At 72.3% G+C, this 24,974-nt stretch carries 21 protein-coding genes; 12 read left to right on the forward strand and 9 right to left on the reverse strand.

Features of this window, described 5'->3' with window-relative positions; all coding sequences use genetic code 11:
- Window positions 1–85 precede the first annotated feature (85 nt).
- The 6 genes from IF47_RS0113975 to IF47_RS0114000 all read left to right on the forward strand — a co-directional run bounded on the left by IF47_RS0113975 (window position 86) and on the right by IF47_RS0114000 (window position 5,946).
- Complete coding sequence (locus tag IF47_RS0113975; RefSeq protein WP_031509078.1) at window positions 86–496, forward strand: VOC family protein; 411 nt, start codon at window positions 86–88, stop codon at window positions 494–496.
- Between the two features lie 108 nt (window positions 497–604).
- Window positions 605–1,531 (forward strand): TIGR02452 family protein, encoded by a 927-nt coding sequence (locus IF47_RS0113980; protein WP_051717631.1) that lies wholly within the window; start codon window positions 605–607, stop codon window positions 1,529–1,531.
- Window positions 1,532–1,648: 117 nt separating this feature from the next.
- Entirely contained in the window at window positions 1,649–1,846 is a 198-nt protein-coding gene (locus tag IF47_RS0113985; RefSeq protein WP_031509080.1) for a hypothetical protein, read from the forward strand.
- A gap of 166 nt (window positions 1,847–2,012) precedes the next feature.
- Window positions 2,013–2,918 carry an aminoglycoside phosphotransferase family protein gene (locus IF47_RS0113990; protein WP_425423591.1) on the forward strand — a complete coding sequence of 302 codons (906 nt, stop codon included), beginning with the start codon at window positions 2,013–2,015 and terminating at the stop codon, window positions 2,916–2,918.
- 113 nt (window positions 2,919–3,031) lie between these two features.
- On the forward strand, window positions 3,032–3,631 hold the full coding sequence (locus tag IF47_RS0113995; protein WP_031509082.1) for a TetR/AcrR family transcriptional regulator: 600 nt from the start codon (window positions 3,032–3,034) through the stop codon (window positions 3,629–3,631).
- Between the two features lie 113 nt (window positions 3,632–3,744).
- Window positions 3,745–5,946 (forward strand): MMPL family transporter, encoded by a 2,202-nt coding sequence (locus tag IF47_RS0114000; RefSeq protein WP_031509083.1) that lies wholly within the window; start codon window positions 3,745–3,747, stop codon window positions 5,944–5,946.
- A 196-nt stretch (window positions 5,947–6,142) separates the two neighbouring features.
- Here IF47_RS0114000 and IF47_RS0114005 read toward each other — a convergent pair whose 3' ends face one another.
- On the reverse strand, window positions 6,143–6,706 hold the full coding sequence (locus IF47_RS0114005) for an AAA family ATPase (protein WP_031509084.1): 564 nt from the start codon (window positions 6,704–6,706) through the stop codon (window positions 6,143–6,145).
- Between the two features lie 209 nt (window positions 6,707–6,915).
- Here IF47_RS0114005 and IF47_RS0114010 point away from each other — a divergent pair, with 209 nt between their 5' ends.
- Complete coding sequence (locus IF47_RS0114010) at window positions 6,916–8,130, forward strand: phospholipase D-like domain-containing protein (RefSeq protein WP_031509085.1); 1,215 nt, start codon at window positions 6,916–6,918, stop codon at window positions 8,128–8,130.
- Between the two features lie 93 nt (window positions 8,131–8,223).
- On the opposite strand, the gene aspS is transcribed toward IF47_RS0114010, so the two are convergent.
- Window positions 8,224–9,990, reverse strand: coding sequence for an aspartate--tRNA ligase (gene aspS, locus IF47_RS0114015; RefSeq protein ID WP_031509086.1), 1,767 nt, complete (start codon window positions 9,988–9,990; stop codon window positions 8,224–8,226).
- 237 nt (window positions 9,991–10,227) lie between these two features.
- Between aspS and IF47_RS0114025 the strand changes: the two genes are divergently transcribed.
- Window positions 10,228–12,501 carry a SpoIIE family protein phosphatase gene (locus IF47_RS0114025; RefSeq protein WP_078591819.1) on the forward strand — a complete coding sequence of 758 codons (2,274 nt, stop codon included), beginning with the start codon at window positions 10,228–10,230 and terminating at the stop codon, window positions 12,499–12,501.
- A 171-nt stretch (window positions 12,502–12,672) separates the two neighbouring features.
- On the opposite strand, the gene IF47_RS0114030 is transcribed toward IF47_RS0114025, so the two are convergent.
- Entirely contained in the window at window positions 12,673–13,626 is a 954-nt protein-coding gene (locus tag IF47_RS0114030) for a pirin family protein (RefSeq protein ID WP_031509088.1), read from the reverse strand.
- Between the two features lie 119 nt (window positions 13,627–13,745).
- Complete coding sequence (locus IF47_RS0114035; protein ID WP_031509089.1) at window positions 13,746–14,282, reverse strand: SseB family protein; 537 nt, start codon at window positions 14,280–14,282, stop codon at window positions 13,746–13,748.
- Window positions 14,283–14,508: 226 nt separating this feature from the next.
- On the opposite strand from IF47_RS0114035, the gene IF47_RS0114040 reads away from it, so the two are divergent.
- The 3 genes from IF47_RS0114040 (at window position 14,509) to IF47_RS0114050 (ending at window position 18,196) form a co-directional block, all read left to right on the forward strand.
- Window positions 14,509–16,335 (forward strand): acyl-CoA dehydrogenase, encoded by a 1,827-nt coding sequence (locus tag IF47_RS0114040; RefSeq protein WP_031509090.1) that lies wholly within the window; start codon window positions 14,509–14,511, stop codon window positions 16,333–16,335.
- A 145-nt stretch (window positions 16,336–16,480) separates the two neighbouring features.
- Window positions 16,481–17,785 carry a M18 family aminopeptidase gene (locus IF47_RS0114045; protein WP_031509091.1) on the forward strand — a complete coding sequence of 435 codons (1,305 nt, stop codon included), beginning with the start codon at window positions 16,481–16,483 and terminating at the stop codon, window positions 17,783–17,785.
- 180 nt (window positions 17,786–17,965) lie between these two features.
- Window positions 17,966–18,196 (forward strand): DUF6458 family protein, encoded by a 231-nt coding sequence (locus tag IF47_RS0114050; protein WP_031509092.1) that lies wholly within the window; start codon window positions 17,966–17,968, stop codon window positions 18,194–18,196.
- Window positions 18,197–18,315: 119 nt separating this feature from the next.
- Here the strand turns inward: IF47_RS0114050 and IF47_RS0114055 are convergent, their stop codons facing one another.
- The 4 genes from IF47_RS0114055 to IF47_RS0114070 all read right to left on the reverse strand — a co-directional run bounded on the left by IF47_RS0114055 (window position 18,316) and on the right by IF47_RS0114070 (window position 22,629).
- Window positions 18,316–20,160 carry an NHL domain-containing thioredoxin family protein gene (locus IF47_RS0114055; RefSeq protein WP_031509093.1) on the reverse strand — a complete coding sequence of 615 codons (1,845 nt, stop codon included), beginning with the start codon at window positions 20,158–20,160 and terminating at the stop codon, window positions 18,316–18,318.
- Window positions 20,161–20,207: 47 nt separating this feature from the next.
- Entirely contained in the window at window positions 20,208–21,188 is a 981-nt protein-coding gene (locus IF47_RS0114060; protein ID WP_037732583.1) for an endonuclease/exonuclease/phosphatase family protein, read from the reverse strand.
- A 243-nt stretch (window positions 21,189–21,431) separates the two neighbouring features.
- Window positions 21,432–21,725, reverse strand: a complete 294-nt coding sequence (locus tag IF47_RS0114065) for a YiaA/YiaB family inner membrane protein (protein WP_031509095.1) — start codon at window positions 21,723–21,725, stop codon at window positions 21,432–21,434.
- 103 nt (window positions 21,726–21,828) lie between these two features.
- The gene (locus tag IF47_RS0114070; protein WP_031509096.1) at window positions 21,829–22,629 is read right to left on the reverse strand and encodes a carbon-nitrogen family hydrolase; all 801 of its coding nucleotides are present in this window, start codon (window positions 22,627–22,629) and stop codon (window positions 21,829–21,831) included.
- 177 nt (window positions 22,630–22,806) lie between these two features.
- On the opposite strand from IF47_RS0114070, the gene IF47_RS0114075 reads away from it, so the two are divergent.
- Window positions 22,807–23,631 (forward strand): maleylpyruvate isomerase family mycothiol-dependent enzyme, encoded by an 825-nt coding sequence (locus tag IF47_RS0114075; protein ID WP_031509097.1) that lies wholly within the window; start codon window positions 22,807–22,809, stop codon window positions 23,629–23,631.
- Between the two features lie 65 nt (window positions 23,632–23,696).
- Here the strand turns inward: IF47_RS0114075 and IF47_RS0114080 are convergent, their stop codons facing one another.
- On the reverse strand, window positions 23,697–24,965 hold the full coding sequence (locus tag IF47_RS0114080; protein ID WP_031509098.1) for an MFS transporter: 1,269 nt from the start codon (window positions 24,963–24,965) through the stop codon (window positions 23,697–23,699).
- Window positions 24,966–24,974: the final 9 nt, after the last annotated feature.

Consider the following 24,974-nt stretch of genomic DNA (forward strand, 5'->3'; position numbering starts at 1 on the left):
GAGGGGCGGGCGGGCGTCCGGCCGATGTGCCGGGGTTCGCCGGCTCCCTACGCTGCCGGGCGACACCACCACGAAGGGGAGGCCCATGCCCGCCGACGGCCGCAGTCACGTCCGCATCGCCCGCCCGTCCCGCGACCTCGCGGCGGCGGAACGCTTCTGGCAGGGCGGGCTGGGGCTGAGCGTGCTGTACCGGGCCGAGAGCGACGGGCGGCCCGGCACGCACGACCTGCTGATGCTGGGGTGGCCGGGCGCCTCCTGGCACCTGGAGCTCGTCCACGACCCGAAGCACCCGGTCGAGCCGCGCCCCACCGAGGAGGACCTGCTGGTGGTCTACCTCGACGAGCCGGTGCCCGGGGAGTTGCCGGCCCGTCTCGTCGGGCACGGCGGCCGGCGCGTGGCGTCCCCGAACCCGTACTGGAACGAGTGGGGCGTCACCGTCGAGGACCCGGACGGCTACCGCCTGGTGCTGTGCCGGCGCGGGTGGTCCGCCTCCTGACGTCGGACGTGTCGCCCTCCGGGGGTGGGGCCGGCCGGGGGAAACCCGTTGCGCGCAAAGTCGCCGGTCGCCGACGATCCCCCGCATGTGTCACAGGGAGGAGCGACCGTGAGCGCCCGGTTGCGCGACATCGCGAAACAGACCGAGGAGATCGTCGAGCGGGGCCGGTACACGGCGCCCGGTGGGCGGGAGGTGTCCATCGCGGCGGCCGTCGCCGAAGCGGCGGAGCGGACCGGGATGTTCGGGCCCGAGCCGGTCCCGGTGCCGGACGTCGCGTGCGGGGAGGCGGCGACGGTCTTCGAGGTGACCGGGGAGAGCAGTCTGGAGGCCGCCCGCAGGCTCGTCGGCGCCGGTCCGGGGCCGGTCGCCGTCCTCGACTTCGCCTCCGCGCGCAACCCCGGCGGCGGCTACCTCAACGGCGCGCAGGCGCAGGAAGAGGCGCTGTGCCGGGCTTCCGCGCTCTACACCTGTCTGTTGCGCGCTCCCGAGTACTACGCGCACCACCGGGCGGAGGCCGACGCCTTCTACAGCGACCGGGTCATCCACTCGCCCGGTGTGCCGGTGTTCCGCGACGACCGCGGGACGCTGCTCGACGAGCCGTACCGGGTGGGGTTCCTCGCCTCGCCCGCGCCCAACGCCGGCGTCATCGCACGCCGCACCCCCGAGGAGGTCGACCGTGTGCCGGGGGCGCTGTTCGCCCGCGCCGAGCGGGTCCTGGAGGTGGCCGCGGCGCACGGCTACCGGGCGCTCGTGCTGGGCGCGTGGGGGTGCGGCGTGTTCCGGAACGATCCGGCGGTCGTCGCCGACGTGTTCCGCGCCCATCTGGCGGACGGCGGCCGGTTCGCCGGTCGCTTCGCGCACGTCGTCTTCGCCGTCCTCGACCGGCGCTCCGACTCGCCGACCAGGGCCGCCTTCCACCGGGCCTTCGCCGAACTCGCCCGGCCCCGACCCGCGCCGAGCGGAGGAGACGGCGCCGGCCGGGCTCGTCGAGGTGGCCCCCCCGAGGCTCGACGGTGTTTGAGACTTCGGGGGTGACGGTCCTTGGTAAAAGGGGTCTCTGTCTTGAAGACCTTCACAGGGAAGGTCAGTGAAACAATGGAATCCGCCGGCCGGCGAGCCCATCGACCACGCCTGTTGAGCGGAGGCTCTGGAGTGAAGTTCCTTCTCGAAGTCGACATGGACGGCATGGCGTCCGGCGAGGACGCCGCCCGCGAGTTGGGCCGAATCCTGCGGTACTGGGCCGGCAATCTCCACCACTACGACCTGAAACCCGGCGACGGCTCGACCGTCACCGACTCCGCCTACCGCGAGGTCGGCCGGTGGAGCGTCACCGGGGACGCCGGGTCCTGAGCGGGGGCCGGGGTTTTCGTCCCCGGTGGAAAACCCGTGGCGATCTCGCCCCGGTCTCCGGGACGGTTGAGGAGTGAGCGAACCACACGAGAAAGTGGACACGTCCGTCGATCCCGGGGGCGCTCCGCGCGCGAGCGGGCCGTCCCCGGCCGACGGGCACGCACCGATCGAGACGCCGGTGGCGGGGCGCGTCCTCCCGCCGACGGACGTGGCGCTGGTGCGGCGACTGGTCGCCACGCAGTTCCCCCGGTGGGCCGATCTGCCCGTCCGTCCGGTGGAGTTCGGCGGCTGGGACAACCGGACCTTCCACCTCGGCGACGAGATGACCGTGCGGCTGCCCAGCGGCGACTGGTACGCCGGTCAGGTGGCCAAGGAGCAGCGCTGGCTGCCGGTGCTCGCGCCGCGGCTGCCGCTGCCCGTCCCCACTCCGCTGGCCCAGGGGGAGCCCGCCTTCGGCTACCCCTACCAGTGGTCCGTCTACCGGTGGATCGAGGGGGAGACCGTGGCCGTCGGGCGCGTCGACGACCCGACGGAGTTCGCCGTGACGCTCGCCGATTTCCTGGCCGCCCTGCGGCGGTGCGATCCGACGGGCGGTCCCGAGCCCGGACCGCACAGTTGCCACCGGGGCGCGCCGGTGGCGACCTACGACGCCGAGACCCGCCGCGCGGTCGAGGCGTTGGGCGACCGCGTCCCGGGCGCCCTGGCCACGGAGATCTGGGAGGCGGCCCTGGCCGCCGGCCGCAACGAGTCGCCGGTGTGGTTCCACGGTGACGTCTCCGTGGGGAACCTGCTGGTCGAGGACGGACGGCTGTCCGCCGTCATCGACTTCGGCTGCTCGGGCGTCGGCGATCCGGCCTGTGACACGACGATCGCGTGGACGTTCCTGTCGGGCGAGAGCCGGGAGGCGTTCCGGGAGACGCTGGGCGTCGATCCCGCCACCTGGGCCCGGGGGCGGGGCTGGGCGCTGTGGAAGGCCCTGATCATGCTCGCGGAGCACATCGACACCGGTTCGCCGCAGGAGGCGGAGGCGCGGCGCGTCCTGGACGCCGTCTTCCGGGAGTACGGGGAGTAAGGGGCGGGGCGGACGCTCGGCGGAACTCTTCCGTATCGATACTTTTGCGTTTCGCTTGAGCCGCCTCTACTCTCCCGTGTGTACGAAACCGTTTCGTTCTCACAGGGGCCGGAATGTCCGAGCAGTCGACCACAGCACCGAACCGCCGCACCCGGCTGACACCGGAGCGGGAGCGGGAACTGTTCACGGCCGTGGTCGACCTGGTGCGCGAGCAGGGGTACGAGGCGCTGACGATGGACGCGATCGCGGCGCGCACCAAGTCCAGCAAAGCGACGCTGTACCGGCAGTGGGAGAGCAAGCCGAAGCTGGTCGCCACCGCCCTGCGGCAATTGGCGAAGACGTCCCCGGCCGACGTCGACACCGGGTCCCTCGCCGGTGACCTGCGGCGGATGGTGAACGACATCCTCGCCCACGCCACCGAGGACACCGCGCTGCTGAACGGCCTGGCGCACGCCGTCTCGAAGGACCCGGAGCTGTGGCAGGCGCTGTACGAGCTGCACATCCGGCCCGGTCTGGAAGGACTGGAGACCGTGCTGGGCCGAGCCGTCGAGCGCGGCGAGCTGGCCCCGGACAACCCGGTGCGGGAGTTCCTGCCGCACCTGCTCATCGGGGCGTTGGGCACCCGCAAGCTGATCGAGAACCGGGACGCGGACGCCGCGTACATGGAGCGCTACCTGCGAGCCGTGGTGTTCCCCGCGCTCGGCATCTCCTGACCGGCCCCTTCCACGGGGACGCCCGGCCCCTCGGGACCTCCGCGCCCCTGCCCGGTCTTCGCCGGCCTTCCGGCCCCTCGACCCTCGTCCTCCGATCCAGGAGTCCTCATCTCATGGCCACGTTCCTGTACCGGATCGGCCGCTTCGCCTTCCGGCGGCGCGGTCTGGTCGCCCTGTTGTGGGTGGTGGTGCTGGCGGTCGCCGGCGGCGCCGCCGCGTCCACCTCCTCGACCGCATCCTCCAGCATCTCCATCCCCGGCACCGAAGCGCAGAAGGCGTTCGAGCTACTGGAGGAACGTTTCCCCGGCAGCAGTCCCGATGGTGCCTCCGCCCGTGTGGTCTTCAAGGCCCCCGACGGCGAGAAGATCACCGACGGCGAGAACAAGGCCGCCGTCGACGCGGTCGTCGCCGACCTGGCCAAGGGCTCGCAGGTCCAGCAGGCCGTCGACCCCTACCGAGCCCGGGCCGTCAGCCGGGACGGCACCACCGCCTACGCCCAGGTCACCTACGAGGTGAACTCCTTCGAGCTGACCGACGCCTCCCGCGACGCCCTGGAGAGCGCCGCGGAGGGCGGCCGGGAGGCCGGGCTGACCGTGGAGATCGGCGGCGACGCGCTCGTGACGATGCCGAAGACCGGCACCGCCGAGGTGATCGGCGTGGCCGTCGCGGCCGTGGTCCTGCTCGTCACCTTCGGTTCGCTGGTCGCCGCCGGCATGCCGCTGATCACCGCGCTCGTCGGCGTCGGCATCACCGCCTCCGCCATCACCGCCCTCACCGGAGTCCTGGACCTGGACAGCACCACGCCGATCCTGGCCACGATGATCGGGCTGGCCGTCGGCATCGACTACGCGCTGTTCATCGTCTCCCGCTACCGCGCCGAACTCGCCGAGGGCCGCGAACGCCAGGAGGCCGTCGGCCACGCGGTGGGCACCGCGGGCTCCGCCGTGGTCTTCGCCGGACTCACCGTGATCATCGCGCTGGTCGGACTGTCGGTGGTCGACATCCCGATCCTGACCAAGATGGGCCTGGCCGCCGCCGGCGCCGTCGTCATGGCCGTCCTCGTCGCCCTGACCCTGATCCCCGCGCTGCTGGGCTTCGCCGGGGAGCGGATCCTCCCCCGCAAGCAGCGCGACCGGAACGGCGAGAAGGCGGCCGTGGCCGAGGAGAAGCCCGGCGCGGGCACCCGCTGGGCGCGGTTCGTGCTGCGCCGCCCGATCGTGGTGCTGCTGACCGCGGTCGTCGGCCTGGGCCTGGCCGCCGTCCCCGTCTCCGACCTTCGACTCAACCTGCCCGACGACGGCTCCAAGCCCACCGACACCACCCAGCGCAGGGCCTACGACATGATCTCGGAGGGCTTCGGTCCGGGGTCCAACGGCCCGCTGGTGGTGGTCGTGGACGCCGAGGACAGCGACGACCCGAAGGGCGCGGCCGAGCGGACCGCCGCCGCCGTCCAGGGCCTGGACAACGTCGCCGCCGTCACCCCCGCCACGTTCAACGAGGCCGGGGACACCGCGATGCTCACCGTCGTCCCGAAGTCCGCGCCGAGCAGCGCCGAGACCGAGGGGCTGGTCCGCGCCATCCGCGGCGAGGCCCGCGGGATCGCCGCCGAGACGGACGCGGACGTCCTGGTCACCGGGCAGACCGCCATGGGCATCGACGTCTCGCAGAAGCTCGACGACGCCCTCGCCCCCTACCTGGCCCTCGTGGTCGGCCTGGCCTTCCTGCTGCTGATGGTGGTCTTCCGGTCGGTGCTCGTCCCGCTCAAGGCGGCGCTCGGCTTCCTGCTGTCGGTCCTGGCGGCGCTGGGTTCGGTCGTGGCGGTCTTCCAGTGGGGTTGGCTGGCCGACGTCTTCGGCGTGGAGCAGACCGGCCCGATCATGAGCATCATGCCGATCCTCATGGTCGGCCTGGTCTTCGGCCTGGCGATGGACTACGAGGTCTTCCTGGTCACCCGGATGCGCGAGGCCCACGTCCACGGCGAGACGCCCCACCAGGCCGTCGAGACCGGCTTCAAGCTGGGCGCGCGCGTGGTCACCGCCGCGGCGCTGATCATGGTCAGCGTCTTCGCCGGGTTCATCGGCTCCTCCGAGTCGATGATCAAGATGATCGGCTTCGGCCTGGCCGTCGCCGTCCTCTTCGACGCCTTCGTGGTCCGCATGGCCATCGTCCCGGCCGTCCTCGCCCTGCTCGGCACGTCCGCCTGGTGGCTGCCGCGGTGGTTGGACAAGGCCCTGCCCAACGTCGACGTCGAAGGCGAGAGCCTCCGGCGCGAGTCGGCCGACCCGGCCCCGGAGCCGGCGGCGAGCCGCGCCTGACGGGACGTCACCGCTCGGGGCCGCCGACGTTGAGCGGGCGGCGACGGCCCCGGCCACGCCGCGCCCGTGGGGACGGGGAGCGGCGTGGCGGCCACGGGGCCCGTCCCGGCCCCTCCACGCGAGGGTCCGGGGCGGGCCCGTGCGCGTTCTCGGGGGTCGGAGCGGCGGGGACGGCGGGGACGTCGGGGACGTCGGGTCAGTCGGGGACGCGGGCGGTGTCGAGGTCGGCGAGGATCGCCGCCACCGTCTCCTCGGGCGTCTGCTCGGAGGTGTCCAGCCACAGACCGACGCGCGGGGTCTCCTCGCGCAGGAAACGGTCGAGCTCCTCCACCGTCCACAGGCCGTACCCCGTCTTCTCCCGCCGCTCCTCCCGTTCCACCACCGTCTCGGGGCGGGGGGCGAGCACCACCACGTACAGCGGGCGCGTCCGGACCGTCGAGGCGTACTCGGCCAGGCTCTTGCCGAGGATGACGTCCTGCACCACGGCGGTCCAGCCGGCCTCCGCGTAGGCGTCGGCCACCATGGCGGAGAGACGGTGGCGCAGGTGGAACTGGGCGACGGCCTCGGGGGTCTCGTCGGGTCGGGGCAGCAGTTCCTCACGGCCGGAGACGATCATCCGGCGGAACATGTCGCCCCGTACGTGCACCGTGCGTGGCAGGTGTTCGGCCAGTTCCTGGGCGACGGTGGACTTTCCCGAGGCCATCACCCCGGTGACGACCACCACGGCGGGCCCCAGGGCGAACTCCAGGGACGTTCCCATGGGTGTGCACCTCCCGGTGAGGGCGCGCCTCGTCGGCAGGCGGCGCCCACTGCCAGGGTGGCATGGACGGCGGGCGGAGCGGCGACGACCGGCCCGGTCCCGGTGGGGACGCCCCCGACGGACGGCCCCGGTCGGTGCGGCGGCCGGGACGGGGCATACGGAAACCGACAGGACTTTCGATTCCCTCGGGACCTCTCGGAGAGCACGCCATGGACACCGCCCACGACCAAGCCCGGGAACAGGACCGGGACCCGGCGGAGAGAGACCCCGAGGAACGCAAGCGCCGGCTGCGCCGGCGGCTGGAGCGACTGATCGGGATCGCGGCGACCGAGGGCAACTCCCTGGTGCCGCTGCGCAACGGCGACGAGATCTTCCCGGCGATGCTGGAGAGCATCCGGTCCGCCGAGCACACCGTCGACATGATGACGTTCGTGTACTGGCGCGGCGCGATCGCCCGCGAGTTCGCCGAGGCGCTGGCCGACCGCGCCCGCGCGGGCGTCCGGGTGCGGCTGCTGCTGGACGGCTTCGGGTGCCGGCCGATCGAGGAGGACCTGCTGGAGCTGATGGACCGGGCCGGAGTGCAGGTGGTCTGGTTCCGCAGGCCGCTGTGGCTCTCGCCGTTGAAGCAGAACCACCGCTGCCACCGCAAGGTGCTCGTCGTGGACGAGGAGGTCGCCTACACCGGCGGGGTGGGGATAGCCGAGGAGTGGTGCGGCGACGCCCGCGACGCGAGCGAGTGGCGCGACACCCACGTCCGGGTGCGCGGCCCGGCCGTGGACGGCATCGCCGCCGCCTTCGCGCAGAACTGGGCCGAGTGCGCCCCCGTCCTGTTCGACGAGCGGGACCGCTTCGTCGAGCACGAGCCGCGGGGCGACGCGGTGGTGCAGGTGGTGCGCGGCTCGGCCGCCTTCGGCTGGCAGGACATGCAGACGTTGCTGCGGGTGGTGCTGGAGAGCGCACGGGAGCGGGTGCGGCTGGCCACCGCGTACTTCGCGCCCGACCCGTACTTCGTGGAGTTGCTGTGCGCCACCGCGCGGCGCGGGGTGGCGGTGGACCTCCTGCTGCCGGGCCGGTACACCGACCAGCGGGTGTGCCGGCTGGCCGGGCAGCGGTACTACGAGGAGCTCACCGCGTGCGGAGTGCGGGTCTGGGAGTACCAGCCGACGATGATGCACGCCAAGATCGTGACGGTCGACGGGGTCGCCGCGCTGGTGGGGTCCACCAACCTCAACCGGCGCTCGCTGGACCACGACGAGGAGGTCATGCTCGCCGTCCTGGACGAGGACTTCACCGCGACGCTGGACGGGCACTTCGAGGAGGACCTGGCCAGGAGCGTCCGCGTCGAGGGCCGCCGGTGGCAAAGACGTCCGGTCCGGCAGCGGCTCCGGGAGCTCTCCGTCGTGCCGATCCGCCGCTTCCTGTGAGCGGCTTCCTGTGCGGGCGGCGGGACGCGCGCGGGGGCGGGGACCGACGACCGGTCCCCGCCCCCGCGGCCACGTCCGTGACGGCTGCCGCGACTACTTCGCCTGCGGCGGCTTGCGCAGCGAGAGGTGGAGCTCCTTCAGGCGGGCCTCGTCGACCTCGCTCGGGGCGCCCATCAGCAGGTCCTGGGCGTTTCCGTTGAGCGGGAAGGCGATGGTCTCGCGGATGTTGGGCTCGTCGGCCAGCAGCATCACGATGCGGTCCACGCCCGGGGCGATGCCGCCGTGCGGCGGAGCGCCGTAGTGGAAGGCGCGGAGCATGCCGCCGAACTCGTGCTCGACCTCCTCGCGGCTGTACCCGGCGATCTCGAACGCCTTGTACATGACCTCCGGCTCGTGGTTCCGGATCGCGCCCGAGGACAGTTCGACGCCGTTGCAGACGATGTCGTACTGCCAGGCCAGGACGTCCAGCGGGTCCTTGGTCCGAAGCGCCTCCAGGCCGCCCTGCGGCATGGAGAACGGGTTGTGGGAGAACTCGATGGCGCCGGTCTCCTCGTTCCGCTCGAACATCGGGAAGTCGACGATCCAGCAGAACCGGAAGACGTTCTCCTCGAAGTGGCCGGTGCGGCGCCCGGCCTCGACGCGGACCGCGCCCATGATCTTGGAGACCTCGTCGAACTCGCCCGCGCCGAAGAAGATCGCCGTGCCCGGCTTGGCGTCCAGCCGCTCCAGCAGCGCGGAGACGTTCTCCTCGGTGAGGAACTTGGCGATCGGGCCGGTCAGCTTCGCCTCGTCGCCGACGCGCACCCAGGCCAGGCCCTTGGCGCCGAGCTCGACGGCGAACTCGCCCATCTGGTCGAAGAACTTGCGCGGCTGGTCGGCGGTGTCGGGCACGGCCAGGGCGCGGACGTGCTTGCCGGCGAACGCCTTGAAGTCCGACCCGGCGAAGATCTCCGAGACGTCGACCAGCTCCAGCGGGACGCGCAGGTCCGGCTTGTCGGAGCCGTACTTCAGCATCGCCTCGCGGAACGGGATGCGCGGGAACGGCGAGGTGACGTGGCGACCACCGCCGAACTCCTCGAACAGCTCGGTCATCACCTTCTCGATGACGCCGAAGACGTCCTCCTGCTCGACGAAGCTCATCTCGACGTCGAGCTGGTAGAACTCGCCCGGCGAGCGGTCGGCGCGGGCGTCCTCGTCGCGGAAGCAGGGGGCGATCTGGAAGTAGCGGTCGAAGCCCGCGATCATCAGCAACTGCTTGAACTGCTGCGGGGCCTGCGGCAGCGCGTAGAACTTGCCCGGGTGGAGCCGGGAGGGCACCAGGAAGTCGCGGGCGCCCTCGGGGGAGGTGGCCGACAGGATCGGGGTGGCCAGCTCGTTGAAGCCGAGCGCGGTCATCTTCTGCCGGATGGCGGCGATGACCGCCGAGCGCAGCATGATGTTGCGGTGCATGCGCTCCTTGCGCAGGTCGAGGAAGCGGTACTCCAGGCGCCGCTCCTCGTTGACGCCGTCCTCGGTGTTGACCGTGAAGGGCAGCGGGTCGGCGCCGCCCAGCACCTCGACCTCGGCCACCTCGACCTCGATCTCGCCGGTGGGCAGCTCGGGGTTGACGTTCTCCGCGCCGCGGGCGACGACCCGGCCGTCCACGCGGACGACGGACTCCTTGGAGATCGAGCTCAGGGCCTCGTACGGCGCGGTCTCCGGGCGGACGACGAGCTGGACGATGCCGTAGTGGTCCCGCAGATCGATGAAGAGGATGCCGCCCAGGTTCCGCCGATTGTGCAGCCAGCCGGAGAGGCGGACATCCTTGCCGATGTCGGCCGTACGGAGCTCGCCGCAGGTGTGGGACCGGTACCGATGCATCATTCGTCCAAGTCGTCAGGTTGTCGGGTCGGGTTGTCGGGTCGGGTTCACGGACCGTCGTGTCGGACGGCCGCCGGGGTCTCGGCCGGCCGTGCGCCGCGCTCGTCCGGTCGCTCGGACGAGGTGGCTCGCGAGCCGCGGTGCGCGGACACGCACGGCTCAGACTACCGTCCGGCCTCTCCTCACCGGGTGCCCCCCGCGTTATGCACATAAAGTAGAAAAGTGCGCATCGAGGACATGCTGGCGGCAACCCGGACCGGTTTGTGGCGGTGGGACAACGAGACGGGGCTGAGCACCCTGGACGCCACCGCCGCCCGGTTGCTGGAGCTGCCCCCCGAGCCCACCACGCTCCGTGAGGACGACCTGCGCAACCGCTTCCACCCCGTCGACTACGCCGAACTGCACAACATCGCCGCGCTGGTCGCCACCGAGGGCACCGTCGCCCAGATCCTGATGCGGGTGGTGGCGGCGGACGGCTCCGTGGCGCGGTACGTGCGCATCCGGATGGCCCCCGCCGACCAGTCCGTGGACCCGGAGACGGACCTGCGGGGGCTGGTGCTGTACGGCCTGATCGCCGAGACCCCCCGACCCAGCCGAGCCGGCTCGGGGGAGGATTTCGAGGGCCCGCTGAACGACGAGGGGACCGGCCCCCTCTCCGCCGCCCCTCCGCGGCCGCCCTCCGAGACGACCCCCACCGTCCGGTCCCCCGAAACGCTGGGTCCACCGGTCGGGGACGAGCTGCGGCGGTCGCGCGAGACGTTCCTGATGGACGCGGGACGGGCGCTGGCCGCGGCCCAGACCACGACGGAGGTGCTGCGGATCGCCGGAGAGCTGACGATGCCCGGCTTCTCGCCCTCCGATCTGATCGTCTTCGGCGTGAAGGGCGATCGGCTGGTCCCCATCGGCGCCTACGGCCCGCACTCCGGGGCGGAGCGGCTCTTCCAGGACATCCCGCTGGAGAGCGAGTACCCGGGCGCCGCGGTGGTCCGCACGGGCCGGGCCGTGTACCTGTCCTCCCCCGACGAGTACCGCCGCCGGTTCCCCGCGACCTGGTCCTTCGTCGAGACGTACGGCAACCGCGCCTGGGCGTACCTTCCGCTGCTGGTGGGAGGGCGGACGATCGGCTCCTGGCTGGTCTCGTTCCGGGACCCGGTCGCCTTCACCCCGGACGAGCGGTACGTCCTGACGACGGTGGCGCGGCTGCTCGCGCACGCGCTGTCCCGGGTCTACGTCCAGGAGTCCAAGCGGGAGCTGGCCGACAACCTCCAGCGCACCCTGCGCAGCGACCGCCGGCCGACCGTCCCGGGCATGGCTCTGGCCAGCCGGTACATGCCGGCCGGCGGCGGACTCCAGGTGGGCGGCGACTGGTACGACGTGATCTCGCTGCCGTCCGGCCGCACGGCGCTGGTCATCGGCGACGTACAGGGGCACGACGTACGGGCGGCGGGGATCATGACGCAACTGCGGATCGCGCTGCGCGCGTACGCCTCGGAGGGCCACCGGCCCGACGCGGTCCTCTCCCGGGCCGGCCGCTTCCTCCACGACCTGGAGGCCGACGACGCCCACCGGCCCGAGGACACCCCCGAGGACGCCCCCGAGAAAGGCGCGAAGGACGCGCACGACGACCACCGCTTCGCCACCTGCCTGTACGTGGAGGTCGACCCGACCACGGGCACGCTCGACATCGCACGGGCGGGCCACCCCGCCCCCGTCGTCCGTCTGACCGACGGCACGGTGCTGACCCCCTCGGTGCCGCCCGGCCCGCCGCTGGGCATCGAGGCCGGGGCCGACTACCCGATCACCCGCCTGGTGCTGGAGCGGGGTCAGACGCTGCTGATGTGCACCGACGGCCTGGTGGAGGCGGGTGGCCTGGACTACGAGACCGGCTGGGAGCGGTTGCGCAAGGCCCTGGCGTCCCACGCGGAGGTCTCGCTGGAGACGCTCGCCGACGCGCTGATCCGCACCATGCACGGACCGCCGAAGCGCCACATGACCGGCACCGGCATGGGCGCGGCCGGGCGCCCCGGCGGACGCGAGGACGACATCGCGCTCCTGCTGCTGGGCCGCGACGGCGAGGCCGCCCCGACCCGCTGGCGCGCACCCAGCCGCCGCATCGTCGTCCCCGTGGGGCAGGACGAGCCGGCCCGGGTCGCCGACACCCGTCACCAACTGCGCGAACTGCTGTACGACTGGATGGTCGAGGACCAGGTGGAAGGCGCCGTCCTGCTGCTGTCGGAGCTGCTGACCAACGCCCTGGTGCACACCGACGGGGACGCCACCGTGGTGGCCGAGCTGATCGGCGAGCGCGGTGCGCGCCGGTTGCGCGTGGAGGTCGCCGACCGCAGCGACGAGCTGCCCCACCGTCGCAACCCCGGCGAGCTGGCCTCCCGCGGTCGCGGTCTGCTGCTGATGGAGATGGTGGCGAACGCGTGGGGGGTGGAGCCCAGGGGCGAGGGCAAGAGCATCTGGTTCGAGATCCGCGAGGGCGCGCCGGCGCCCGTGGAGGTCTGACCCCACCCGACACGGCTCGGCGGCTCCGGCACCGCTCACCGCTCACCACTCACCGCTCACCGAAAGAAAGCACGCCCCGCGCCGTGATCGTCAACGGCGTGGGGCGTGGGGCACGGGCCGGGCGCTTCGGTTCCGCACCGCGGTCCGACGGGTCCGACGGCTCGGCGCGCGTCAGAAGGCGTCGGCCGGGATCACTCCCAGCCGTCCCGCCTTGAAGTCCTCGAACGCCTGGACCAGTTCGGCGTGGCTGTTCATCACGAACGGGCCGTAGTGGGCCATCGGCTCGCGGATCGGCAGGCCACCGAGCAGGACCACCTCGAAGTTCGCGCTGCGGGAGTCCTGGTGCTCGTCGGCGCGGATGGTGAGCGCGTCGCCGTCGCCGAAGACGACCGCCTGCCCCATGCCGAAGGGCCGCTTCTCCCCGCCGGCGAAGCCCTGGCCCGCCAGGCCGTACGCGAGGGCGTTGAAGTCCGACCGCCAGGGCAGCGTGACCTCGGCTCCGGGGCTCACCGAGGCGTGGATCATCGTGATCGGGGTGTGCGTGACGCCCGGGCCCTCGTGCCCCTCCAGCTCCCCCGCGATGACGCGCAGGAGCGCGCCGCCGTCGCCCGACGTCAGCAGCTTGACGCTGCCGCCGCGGATGTCCTGGTAGCGGGGGTCGGACATCTTGTGCTTGGCGGGCAGGTTGACCCATAGCTGCAACCCGTGGAAGAGGCCGCCGGACATGACCAGCTCCTCGGGCGGGGTCTCGATGTGCAGGAGGCCGGAGCCCGCGGTCATCCACTGGGTGTCGCCGTCGGTGATGGCGCCGCCGCCGCCGTGCGAGTCCCGGTGGATGAAGGCGCCGTCGATGATGTACGTCACGGTCTCGAAGCCGCGGTGGGGATGCCAGGGCGTCCCCTTCGGCTCGCCGGCCTCGTAATCCACCTCGCCCATCTGGTCCATCATGATGAACGGGTCCAGGCGTCTGTAGTCGATGCCGGCGAACGCGCGGCGCACGGGGAAACCCTCCCCCTCGAAGCCGGAGGGGGCCGTGGCCACCTGGAGGACGCGCCGCGACCGGGCGTCCACGGAAGCGGTGACACGGGGCAGTACGAGCGGGTTCTCGACCGTGATCGCGGGCATGGGGACCTCCTCGGCAGATGCTGGAAGTCCATAGTAGTTCAACGTTCAACATTCCACCAGGCCGGGTCCGTCACACGGCCGGGCACGCACGGCCGGGCGCGGATCGGCGGATCGGCGGATCAGTCGCCGTACATCCGGCGCATCGCGAAGTCGACCATCTCCTCCACCGCCTTGGCGTCGAAGACGATCCGGTGCTCACCCTCCATGTCCAGCACGAAGCCGTAGCCCGAGGGCAGCAGGTCGAGCACCTCCGCGCCGGTGATCACGAAGTACTTCGACTCCTTGCCCGCGTACGCGCGCAGCTCCTTGAGCGTGGTGAACATCGGGATCACCGGCTGCTGGGTGTTGTGCAGGGCCAGGAATCCGGGGGTGTCGCCGCGCGGGCAGTACACCTTCGACGTGGCGAAGACCGCCTGGAAGTCCTCGGCGGACATCGCGCCCGTGGTGAAGGCCCGGACGGCCTCGGCGAGGGACGGCGGCGACGGCTCCGGGTAGTGCGGCGGCGGCTGCTGACCGTAGGCGGGCGGCGGCTGCTGGGAGGCGTAGTGCTGCTGTCCGGCGTGCGCGCCGTGCCCGGGGTGTCCGGCGTGCCCGGGGTGGCCGCCGGCGTGACCGGCGTGCCGGCCCGCGTTTCCGGTCTGGTCGTAGCCGTACATGGGCGTAAGGGTATCGACTCCCGGGCCGCCCGGAGCACGGCGGGAACCGCTTCCGGCCGGGCCGGGACGGCGCCGCCCGGAGCCGGACGGGCCGCCCGGGAGGAGTTCGGTCACAGTCGGGCGGATCGGGGTTGATTCTTATTACCGACGGGTAGCATGATGACAGCAACTCAGTTGGTACGCGTATGCGAGGACCCTCCTCCCTATCCACTACGGAGCCGTCGCCATGGGGCACTACAAGTCGAATCTCCGCGACATCGAGTTCAACCTCTTCGAGGTCCTCGGCCGCGACACGGTGTACGGCACCGGCCCGTTCGCGGAGATGGACGTCGAGACCGCCAAGAGCGTCCTGTCCGAGATCGCACGTCTGGCCGAGAACGAGCTGGCCGCCTCCTTCGAGGACGCCGACCGCAACCCGCCGGTGTTCGACCCGGAGACCAACACCGCGCCGGTCCCGGCCTCCTTCAAGAAGAGCTACCAGGCGTACATGGACGCCGAGTGGTGGCGACTGGGCATCCCGGAGGAGATCGGCGGCACCACCGTCCCGCGCTCCCTGCTGTGGGCCTTCGCCGAGACGATCCTCGGCTCCAACCCGGCCGTGTGGATGTACGCGTCCGGCCCCGCCTTCGCGGGCGTCCTCCACGAGGAGGGCACCGAGGAGCAGAAGAAGATAGCCAAGCTCATGGCGGACAAGCAGTGGGGCTCCACCATGGTCCTCACCGAGCCCGACGCGGGCTCCGACGTGGGCGCGGGCCGTGCCAAGGCCGTCAAGCAGGAGGACGGCAGTTGGCACATCGAGGGCGTCAAGCGCTTCATCACCTCGGGCGAGCACGACATGTCCGAGAACATCATCCACTTCGTCCTCGCCCGCCCCGAGGGCCACGGCCCCGGCACCAAGGGCCTGTCCCTGTTCATCGTCCCGAAGTACGACTTCGACTGGGAGACCGGTGAGCTCGGCGAGCGCAACGGCGTCTACGCCACCAACGTCGAGCACAAGATGGGCCTGCGCGTCTCCAACACCTGCGAGATGACCTTCGGCGCCAACCACCCGGCCAAGGGCTGGCTGATGGGCGAGAAGCACGACGGCATCCGCCAGATGTTCAAGATCATCGAGTTCGCGCGGATGATGGTCGGCACGAAGGCCATCGCCACCCTGTCCACCGGCTACCTCAACGCGCTGGAGTACGCCAAGGAGCGCGTCCAGGGCGCCGACCTGGCCCAGTTCACGGACAAGACCGCCCCGCGCGTCACCATCACCCACCACCCCGACGTGCGCCGCTCGCTGATGACGCAGAAGGCGTACGCCGAGGGCATGCGCTCCCTGGTGCTCTACACCGCCGCCGTCCAGGACGAGGTCCTGGCCAAGGAGGCCGCCGGCGAGGACGCCTCCGCCGCCAAGCGCCTGAACGACCTGCTGCTGCCGATCGTCAAGGGCTACGGCTCGGAGAAGTCCTACGAGCAGCTCGCGCAGTCCCTGCAGACCCTGGGCGGCTCCGGCTACCTGCAGGAGTACCCGATCGAGCAGTACATCCGGGACTCCAAGATCGACACCCTCTACGAGGGCACCACCGCCATCCAGGGCCAGGACTTCTTCTTCCGGAAGATCGTCCGCGACCAGGGCCAGGCCCTGACCGCGATGTCCGAGGAGATCAAGAAGTTCCTGGCCGAGGCCGCCGGCGGCGAGGAGCTGGCCGAGGCCCGCGACCGGCTCGCCAAGGCCGCCGGGGACCTGGAGGCCATCGTCGGCACCATGCTGACCGACCTGGCCGCCACCGAGAAGGACGTGAAGTCCATCTACAAGGTCGGCCTGAACACCACCCGTCTGCTGATGGCCGCCGGTGACGTCGTCGTCGGCTACCTGCTCCTCAAGGGCGCGGCCGTCGCCGCCGACAAGCTCCCGAACGCCTCCGCGAAGGACAAGTCCTTCTACGCGGGCAAGATCGCGGCGGCGAAGTTCTTCGCGGCCAACGTCCTGCCGGGCCTGGCCGTCCAGCGGCAGATCGCCGAGGCCACCGACCTGTCGGTGATGGAGCTGCCCGAAGAGGCGTTCTGACGACCGTCCGCCGGGCGTCCCATGACGACGCCCGGGGTGCCGCCCGCCGCCGTCGGCGGCGGGCGGCACCGCCGCGAGGGCCCCGTTCCCAGGTCAGGGGGGAACGGGGCCCCTCGCCTTCACGGTCGTTCGTATGCTGGGACACATGAGCAATCCCAGTCGTTTCGATCGCGGACACACCGACGACCTGGTGTCCTTCCTCACCGCCTCGCCCACTCCGTACCACGCGGTGGCGAGCACCGCCGAACGGCTGGAGAAGGCGGGATTCCGCCAGGTGGCCGAGACCGACGCCTGGGACGGCGACAGCGGCGGGAAGTACGTGCTGCGCGGCGGCGCGATCATCGCCTGGTACGTCCCGGAACACGCCGACGCCGCCACCCCCTTCCGGATCGTCGGCGCCCACACCGACTCCCCCAACCTGCGCGTCAAGCCCGTCCCCGACACCGGCGCGGCCGGCTGGCGGCAGGTCGCCGTCGAGATCTACGGCGGCGCCCTGCTCAACACCTGGCTCGACCGCGACCTGGGCCTGGCCGGACGGCTGACGCTGCGCGACGGCTCCACCCGCCTGGTGAACGTCGACCGCCCGCTGCTGCGCGTGCCCCAGCTCGCCATCCACCTGGACCGGCAGGTCAACGACGGGCTGAAGCTGGACCGGCAGCGCCACATGACCCCCGTGTGGGGCCTGGGCGAACCGCGCGAGGGCGACCTGATCGACTTCCTCGCCGACGAGGCCGGACTGCGCGCCTCGGACATCGCCGGCTGGGACCTGATGGTCCACAGCGTCGAACCGCCCGCCTACCTCGGCCGCGACCGCGAACTGCTCGCCGCTCCGCGCCTGGACAACCTGCTCTCCGTCCACGCCGCCACGGCCGCGCTGACCGCCGTCGCCCAGTGGGACCGGGAGAACGGCGGCGAGCTGCCGTACGTCCCGGTGCTGGCCGCCTTCGACCACGAGGAGAACGGCAGCCAGTCCGACACCGGCGCCGAGAGCCCGCTGCTGGGCACCGTGCTGGAACGGTCCGTCCTCGCCCGCGGCGGCACCTTCGAGGACCGCGCGCGGGCGTACGCCGGGACGATCTGCCTCTCCTCGGACACCGGCCACGCCGTCCACCCCAACTACACCGAGCGCCACGAGCCGGGCCACCAGCCGCTGCCCAACGGCGGCCCGATCCTCAAGGTGAACGTCAACCAGCGCTACGCCACCGACGGCACCGGACGCGCCGTCTTCGCGGCGGCCTGCGAGCGGGCCGAGGTGCCCTGGCAGTCGTTCGTCTCCAACAACGCCATCCCCTGCGGGACGACGATCGGCCCGATCACCGCCGCGCGGCACGGCATCACCACCGTGGACATCGGCGTGGCGGTCCTGTCGATGCACTCGGCGCGGGAGCTGTGCGGCGCCGACGACCCCCACCTGCTGGCGAACACCCTGGTGTCCTTCCTCCGCGGCTGAGGAACCGCACGGGACACCGCACGAGGGGGCACCGCACGGACACCGGAAAATCCCCTCGGCAGGGGCCTCCTGACGGGGCGTCCGGCCCGTCACGCGCCGGACGTCCCGAATGTCCGTGCCGTCTCGGGGTATCCGGCTGGTTGGACGAGCCCGCAACCAGCCGGACGGAGGCGGTTATTCATGGGCATGGCACTGACCATCGTGCTGATCGCGGTGGGCGCGATCCTGGCCTTCGCGGTGAACTGGGACATCTCCGGGATCAACCTCGACCTGGTCGGCCTGATCCTGATGGCGGTCGGCTTCATCGGACTGGCCTCGTACGTCAGCATCTTCAAGCGCCGCCGCGTGCAGCCGCCGAGCCCGGCGGCCCCGGTCATCGAGGAGAACCACCGCCACCAGTGGCGCGCCTGAGGCGCCTGACGCGCCTGACGCGCCTGACGCGCCGTCAACGCCTTGCGGAGGGCGGGATGTCGAACACGCGCGTGCGGCCCGGCCGTTCCCACGGCCGGGCCGCACGCGCGTGAACGGCGCTACGCCTCCTCGTCGTCCATCCCCGCCAGGACCAGCGGCAGCCGGGAGACCCCGCCCGGGGTGACGCGCACCGGGACACCCCAGTCCTGCTGGTGGACGTGGCAGGCCGGGTACTCGACGTCCGGCGCGTCGTCGCAGGAAGCGGCCATCGCCGAGACGTGCAGCACGCCCTCGGTGACACCGTCGGCGAGCGTCAACTCCCGTGCCAGATCCGTCCCCTGGCCCGCGCCGTCCGCCAGCAGCTCCGGCGGGGTGGAACCGACCAGCAGCCGAGTCGAGGGGCCGTGGCGCTCGTCGAGCTTCTGGCCGGGCGGGGCCTGGAAGACCACGTCCAGCCTCAGCCTCCCCGGCGCCACCTCGGTCGCCTCGCGCTGTGTGCGGTGGGCCACCGACTCGACCCGCACCGCCTCCTCGGGGAGCCGCAGCCGGGTCAGCCGGTGGCGGGCGGACTCCACGACCACGATGTCCCCGTCGACCAGGACGGCCCCGGACGGCTCGCGCAGATCCGTGGCGAGCGTGGAGACCTCACCGGTGGCGGGGTCGTAGCGGCGCAGCGCGTGGTTGTAGGTGTCGCACACCGCCACCGACCGGTCGGGCAGGACGGTGACGCCCAGCGGGTGCTGGAACAGCGCCTGGTCGGCCGCGCCGTCCCGGTGCCCGAAGTCGAACAGTCCGGTGCCGACGGCGGTGCGGACGACGAACCCGTCCCCGTCCCCGTCGCCGTCCCCGTCGTCGGCGCGCTCGATCCGGCGCAGGGCGGAGGTCTCGGAGTCGGCCACCCACAGCCGGTCGCCGTCGGCCGCGAGCCCGGACGGCTGCGCGAACCACGCCTGGTCGGCCGGACCGTCGACCAGGCCCTCGTTGGTGGTACCCGCCGCCACGGCCACGGTCTCCGCGTCCGGGTCGTACGTCCACAGTTGGTGGATGCCGGCCATGGCGATCCACAGCCGGTCCGCCCACCAGGCCACGTCCCACGGCGAGGAGAGGTCCACCTCGCGCGCCGGGCCCGAGGTCGCCGAGCCCTGCCACCACTGGCGGCCGGTCCCGGCGAGCGTGGAGACCTCGCCGGTGGCGGGGTCGTAGCGGCGCAGCGCGTGGTTGACGGTGTCGGCGACCACCACCGACCGGTCGGGCAGCAGCGCCAGCCCCTGGGGCTCGCTGAACCGCGCCTCCTCCGCCGGCCCGTCCACCAGGCCCCGCTCGCCGGCGCCGACGTGCCGCACCACCGTCTCCCCGTCCGGCTCCAGCTCCACGAGCCGGTGCCGGGTGGTGTCGCTGACCAGCAGGTTGCCCGACGGCAGGACGAGCGCCTTGCCGGGGAAGCGCAGGGCGGTCGGAACGGGCTCCGGCGGCACGTAGGGTCCGTCGCCGCGCCGCAGGGTGCCCTTGGCGCCGTGCTCGGCCTCCAGCTCCTCCACCAGCTTCTCGATGGCGTGGGCGTGCCCCTCGCCCGCGTGCTGGGCGACGACGTACCCCTCGGGGTCGATGACGACGAGCGTGGGCCAGGCGCGCACCGCGTACTGCTTCCACGTCGCCAGCTCCGGGTCGTCCAGGACGGGGTGGTGCACCTCGTAGCGCTCGACGGCGTCGACGACGGCCTGGTGATCGGCCTCGTGGACGAACTTCGGCGAGTGGACGCCGATGACCACCACGGTGTCGCGGTGCCGCTCCTCCAGCTCGCGCAGCTCGTCCAGGACGTGCAGGCAGTTGATGCAGCAGAAGGTCCAAAAGTCCAAGATCACAATGCGACCTCGGAGATCCGCGAGCGTCAACTCCTTGCCGCCGGTGTTGATCCAGGTGCGTCCCCGCAGTTCAGGGGCTCGAACGCGCGCTCGCTTGGTCATGCCCTCCATGGTGGCACGCCGCTGCGCCTCCCCCGCCCGCCGGTGCCTCACCCCTTGGGGGTGGAGAGCACGACACGGGCCTCCACCGGCAGGTGGTCGCTGCCCGTGGCGGGGAGGGTGCGCAGGTGGGTGACGGTCGCCCCGCGGGCCATGACGTGGTCGATCCGGGCGACGGGGAAGGAGGTGGGCCAACTGAAGGCGAAGCCGTCCGTGGCCTCCTTCCCCGTCGAGTCCAGTCGGGACAGCACGGGGGCGAGTCCGCGGTCGTCCAGGGTGGCGTTGAAGTCGCCCAGCAGGAGCACCCGGGGCTGTTCCTCCGCCGCCAGGGCCCTGCCCAGCAGGATGGCGCTCTCGTCCCGCCACGCGGTGTCGAAGCCGCTCGACCGGACGCGGACCGAGGGCAGGTGGGCGACGTGGACGGCGACGTCCCCGTGCGGGGTTCGGACGGTGGCGCGCAGGCCCCGCCTCCAGTCTCCCTCGATGCCCTCGGGCCGGATGTCCAGCGGTCGGACGTCCGTCAGGGGGTGTCTGGACCACAGGCCGACGGTTCCGACGACCGCGTGGTGGGGGTGGTCCGGTGCCAGCGCCGTCTCGTAGACCGGCCGGACGGCACGGGTGACCTCCTCCAGCGCGATCAGGTCGGCCCCGGCCTCGGCCAGGGCCCGCGCGGTGTCGTCGTGGTCCGGGTTCACGTCGTTGACGTTGTGCTGGACGACCGTGAGGTCGGCCGCTCCCGGCGTCCGGGGCGTCAGGGCGTCGTGGCAGAGGACGAGCCAGACCGTCGCGGGCAGCAGCAGGGCCGCCGTGCCGAGCACCGAGCGGCGCCGTGCCGCCACGGCCGCCGGGAGCGCGAGGACGGCCAGGCCCGTCCACGGCAGGAAGGTCTCCAGCAGGCTTCCGAGGTTGACCCCGGCGTCGGGGACGAGGGAGTGGAGCGCCGGCACGGCGGCCGACGCCACGGCGAGCGCGGCGGGCAGCCGTCCCCGCGTCCGGGCGGTTCCGTTCCCGGCGTCCTGGTTCGGTCCCACGGTCGTCCCCTTCCGGCCCGGATCGGTCGGCCGAGCACGTCCCGCATGACGCGCCGGCGCGGCACCGTGGTTGCCGTGCTCCCGAGCGTCCGGGCGGTCGGTGGCCGGGCACCAGCGCCTCGGCGCACTCCCCGTACGGTCCGGGCAGGCGCAGCAGATCACCGCGTACGGCGCGTCGGTGACGGCCCTCCCCCGCGTGGTCCCGGCGGGTCTCGGCCCCGGCGTGTGCGCCGGAGCCGGACGTCAGAGGTTCTTGGTGTCGAACGGGTCGTGCTCGGTGATCAGCTTGTCCAGCCGCGCCTTGTCCACCCGGCTGGTCACCTCCTGCAGTTCCTGCCGGTCCCGGACGCACTTGGCCAGGGTGAAGGTGGAGGAGACGAGGAAGAGGACGCCGAGCGCCAGGAAGCCGCGCTCCCAGGGCCCCATGGGCATGTAGGCGACACCGAGCGCCACGGCGACCAGGGAGAGCCCGAAGGAGAGGACGGCCTGCACGAAGAACGCGGCCGTCATGGGCCGCTGCACCGGTGGTGTGGTCATGCCCACAGCGTGGCGCGGGGCCGGATGGGCCGCATGAGTACGGCTACTCAGACGCCGTCGGTACCGCTCGGGCCGGTGGCCGGCCCGAGCGGTCGGCGGGTGCTCAGGGCAGTACGCGGTCGCGCAGGACGGGGAAGTCCGCGCGGACCTTGGCGACGTACGCCGGGTCCAGGTCGGCGGTGACGACCTCCTCCTCGGAGCCCGCCGCCTCGGCCAGCGTCTCGCCCCAGGGATCGACGATCACGCTCCGGCCCGCCTGGGGGACGCCCGCGTGGGCGCCCGCGGTGCCGCAGGCCAGGACGTAGCACTGGTTCTCCACAGCCCGGGCGCGGGCCAGCAGGGACCAGTGGGCGGCGCGGCGGGCGGGCCAGCCCGCCGGGACCACCAGCACCTGCGCGCCGGCCCCCGTCAGGGCGCGGAACAGCTCGGGGAAGCGCAGGTCGTAGCAGGTCGCCAGACCCAGCGTGGTGTCGGGCAGAGGGACGGTGACCGGTTCGGCGCCGGCGGCCATCAGGGTGGCCTCGCCCCGGTCGAAGCCGAAGCGGTGGATCTTGCGGTAGGTGGCGGCCAACCCGCCGTCGGGGGAGAAGACCAGCGCGGTGTTGTAGTGGACCGTCTCCCCGTCGGGCCCCTCGGCGCGCTCGACCACGGACCCGGCGTGCAGCCAGACGCCCGCCTCGCGCGCCGCCTCGGACATCGCCTCGGCCGTCCTCGCGCCCGGACCCCGCACCGGCTCGGCCTCGGGCGTGAAGGAGTCGAAGGCGAAGGCGCCGACCGTCCACAGCTCCGGCAGGACGACGAGGTCCGCCGCGGACTGCTCCCTGACGAGAGCCGCCGCGCGCGCACGGCGCGCTTCGACCGTTTCGTCCTGGTCCACACCGATCTGAATGAGGGAGGCGCGCACGGTACCACCGTCCAAGGACTCAAGGGGGTCAAACGCTGCTCGAAAGCAGCCTACGATCGTCACTGGAAAGGCCTGTCAGGCTGCCCGCGCGCAGCGTAACTTGAGAGCACCCAAACCGCGAACCCACATCATCCACACGCATCCGGCACACATCCGGCACGTATCCGAGGGGTCCCGTTGATCGACCACCCAAGCCTTCAGCCCTATGCCGACGCCTGGGCCCACTCCATCGAGGCGATTTCCGAGCTGGTCTCCCCCCTGGTCGAAGGCGAGTGGAACCGAGCGACCGACTGCCCGGGGTGGTCGGTCCGCGACGTCGTCTCCCACATCATCGGATCCGAGTGCGAGATGCTCGGCGACCCCCGGCCGATCCACACGCTGCCGCGCGACCTGTTCCATGTGACGGACGAGCTCAGCCGTCGTCTGGAGGTCCAGGTGGACGTCCGGCGCTGCCACACCGCGCCGGAGATGACGAGCGAGCTGGAGTACACGATCATCCGCCGGTCGCGCCAACTGCGGAACGAGAAGCGCGACCCGTCGGCGAGGGTGGTGGACCCGCTCGGCCGCGAGACGACCCTGGAGCAGGCGCTGCGGATACGGGCGTTCGACGTGTGGGTGCACGAGCAGGACCTGCGGCGGGCCCTGGGCAAGCCCGGCAACCTGGACTCCCCCGGCGCGGTCGTCGCCCGGGACGTGCTGCTGGAGTCGCTGCCCAAGGTGGTCGCCAAGGACGCCGGGGCGCCGCCGAACTCCGCGGTCGTCGTCGACGTGAACGGGCCGCTGGAGTTCATGCGGACCGTCCGGGTCGACGCCGAGGGACGGGGCACGGTGGACGGCAGCGTCTCGCTGGGCCCGGCCGTCACCCTGGCGACGGACTGGGAGACGTACATGCGGCTGGCCTGCGGTCGGGTGCGCCCCTCGGCAGTGAGCGAGCGCCTGAAGATCGAGGGCGACCAGAAGCTCGCGGACGCGATCCTCGCCCACTTCGCCGTCACGCCCTGACCGCCGGAGGACGCCCCCCCGCAGGGCGTCCCCGAAGGCGCCGCCCCGGGCGGGAGGCGCGGGCGTCAGACCGGCACGTGCACCGCCTCGACGCGGCTGGCCACCACCCGTTCACGCTCGCGGCGGTGCGCCTTGCCACGCAGCCGGAGGATCTGGACGGTGCCCACCGCCTGGAGGACGAAGACGGACGCGAACGCGATCCGGTAGTCGTCGCCGGTCGCGTCGAGGAGCACGCCCACGGCCAGCAGTGTGGTCATGGAGGCGGTGAAGCCGCCGATGTTGACGATCCCCGACGCCGTGCCCTGCCGCTCGGGCGGGTTGGCGGGACGGGCGAAGTCGAAGCCGATCATCGAGCCCGGCCCACAGGCCCCGAGCACCAGGCACAGCACCACCAGCGCCCACATCGGCGCGTGCCCCGGCCAGAGGAGCACCATCGCCCAGACGGCGGCGGTGGCCAGCACCGTGCCCAGCGCCAGCGGCGCCCGCGCCCGGTGCTGCCGGGCGATGACCTGGCCGTAGACCAGGCCGATCACCATGTTGGACAGGACCACCGCGGTCAGCAGGGTGCCGGCCTCGGCCCTGGTGCGGCCCTGCGCCTCGACCAGGAACGGCAGCCCCCACAGCAGCAGGAAGACCATGCCCGGGAACTGGGTGGTGAAGTGCACCCACATGCCCAGTCGGGTGCCCGGCTCCCGCCAGGCGGCGGCGATCTGGCGGCGCACGTACCCGCCGGAGTGGTGGGTGGGTTCGGGGGCCGGCTCCGGGCCCTCGGGCTGGTCCTTGAGGAAGAGCAGGACCAACACCAGCACCACGACGCCGAGCAGGGCGCTGCCCGCGAAGGTGGGCGTCCAGCCGAAGGAGGCCAGAATCCGGGCCAGGACCAGGGTGGTGACCAGGTTGCCCGCCATTCCGAACAGCGCCGCCCCCTGCGCCACCAGCGGACCGTAGCGGGGCGGGAACCAGCGCGAGCCCAACCGCAGCACGCTGATGAACGTCATCGCGTCACCGCAGCCGAGCAGGGCGCGGGCGACGAGCGCCACGGCGTACGACCCGGAGAGCGCGAAGGCGAACTGGCCGACGGTGAAGAGCACGATGCCCAGGGTGAGGACCTTCTTGGTGCCCCACCGGTCCACCAACAGGCCGACGGGTATCTGCATCCCGGCATAGACCAGGAGCTGGAGGATCGAGAAGGTCGACAGCGCGGAGGCGTTGATGTCGAAGCGCTCGGCCGCGTCGATGCCCGCGACGCCCAGGCTGGTGCGGTAGGTGACGGCGGTGAAGTAGACGGCGACCCCGATGCCCCAGACGAAGACGGCTCTGGGGCCGCCCAGCAGGGTCTCGGC

Origin of the sequence: Streptomyces megasporus, from assembly GCF_000718985.1 — a bacterium.
Taxonomy (GTDB): domain Bacteria; phylum Actinomycetota; class Actinomycetes; order Streptomycetales; family Streptomycetaceae; genus Streptomyces; species Streptomyces megasporus.

Coding starts and splice junctions, on each gene's coding strand:
- IF47_RS0113975 (WP_031509078.1), top strand. CDS start 86: ATGCCCGCCGACGGCCGCAGTCACGTCCGCATCGCCCGCCCGTCCCGC.
- IF47_RS0113995 (WP_031509082.1), top strand. CDS start 3,032: ATGTCCGAGCAGTCGACCACAGCACCGAACCGCCGCACCCGGCTGACA.
- IF47_RS0114000 (WP_031509083.1), top strand. CDS start 3,745: ATGGCCACGTTCCTGTACCGGATCGGCCGCTTCGCCTTCCGGCGGCGC.
- IF47_RS0114005 (WP_031509084.1), bottom strand. CDS start 6,706: ATGGGAACGTCCCTGGAGTTCGCCCTGGGGCCCGCCGTGGTGGTCGTC.
- IF47_RS0114010 (WP_031509085.1), top strand. CDS start 6,916: ATGGACACCGCCCACGACCAAGCCCGGGAACAGGACCGGGACCCGGCG.
- aspS (WP_031509086.1), bottom strand. CDS start 9,990: ATGCATCGGTACCGGTCCCACACCTGCGGCGAGCTCCGTACGGCCGAC.
- IF47_RS0114025 (WP_078591819.1), top strand. CDS start 10,228: ATGCTGGCGGCAACCCGGACCGGTTTGTGGCGGTGGGACAACGAGACG.
- IF47_RS0114030 (WP_031509088.1), bottom strand. CDS start 13,626: ATGCCCGCGATCACGGTCGAGAACCCGCTCGTACTGCCCCGTGTCACC.
- IF47_RS0114035 (WP_031509089.1), bottom strand. CDS start 14,282: ATGTACGGCTACGACCAGACCGGAAACGCGGGCCGGCACGCCGGTCAC.
- IF47_RS0114040 (WP_031509090.1), top strand. CDS start 14,509: ATGGGGCACTACAAGTCGAATCTCCGCGACATCGAGTTCAACCTCTTC.
- IF47_RS0114045 (WP_031509091.1), top strand. CDS start 16,481: ATGAGCAATCCCAGTCGTTTCGATCGCGGACACACCGACGACCTGGTG.
- IF47_RS0114050 (WP_031509092.1), top strand. CDS start 17,966: ATGGGCATGGCACTGACCATCGTGCTGATCGCGGTGGGCGCGATCCTG.
- IF47_RS0114055 (WP_031509093.1), bottom strand. CDS start 20,160: ATGACCAAGCGAGCGCGCGTTCGAGCCCCTGAACTGCGGGGACGCACC.
- IF47_RS0114065 (WP_031509095.1), bottom strand. CDS start 21,725: ATGACCACACCACCGGTGCAGCGGCCCATGACGGCCGCGTTCTTCGTG.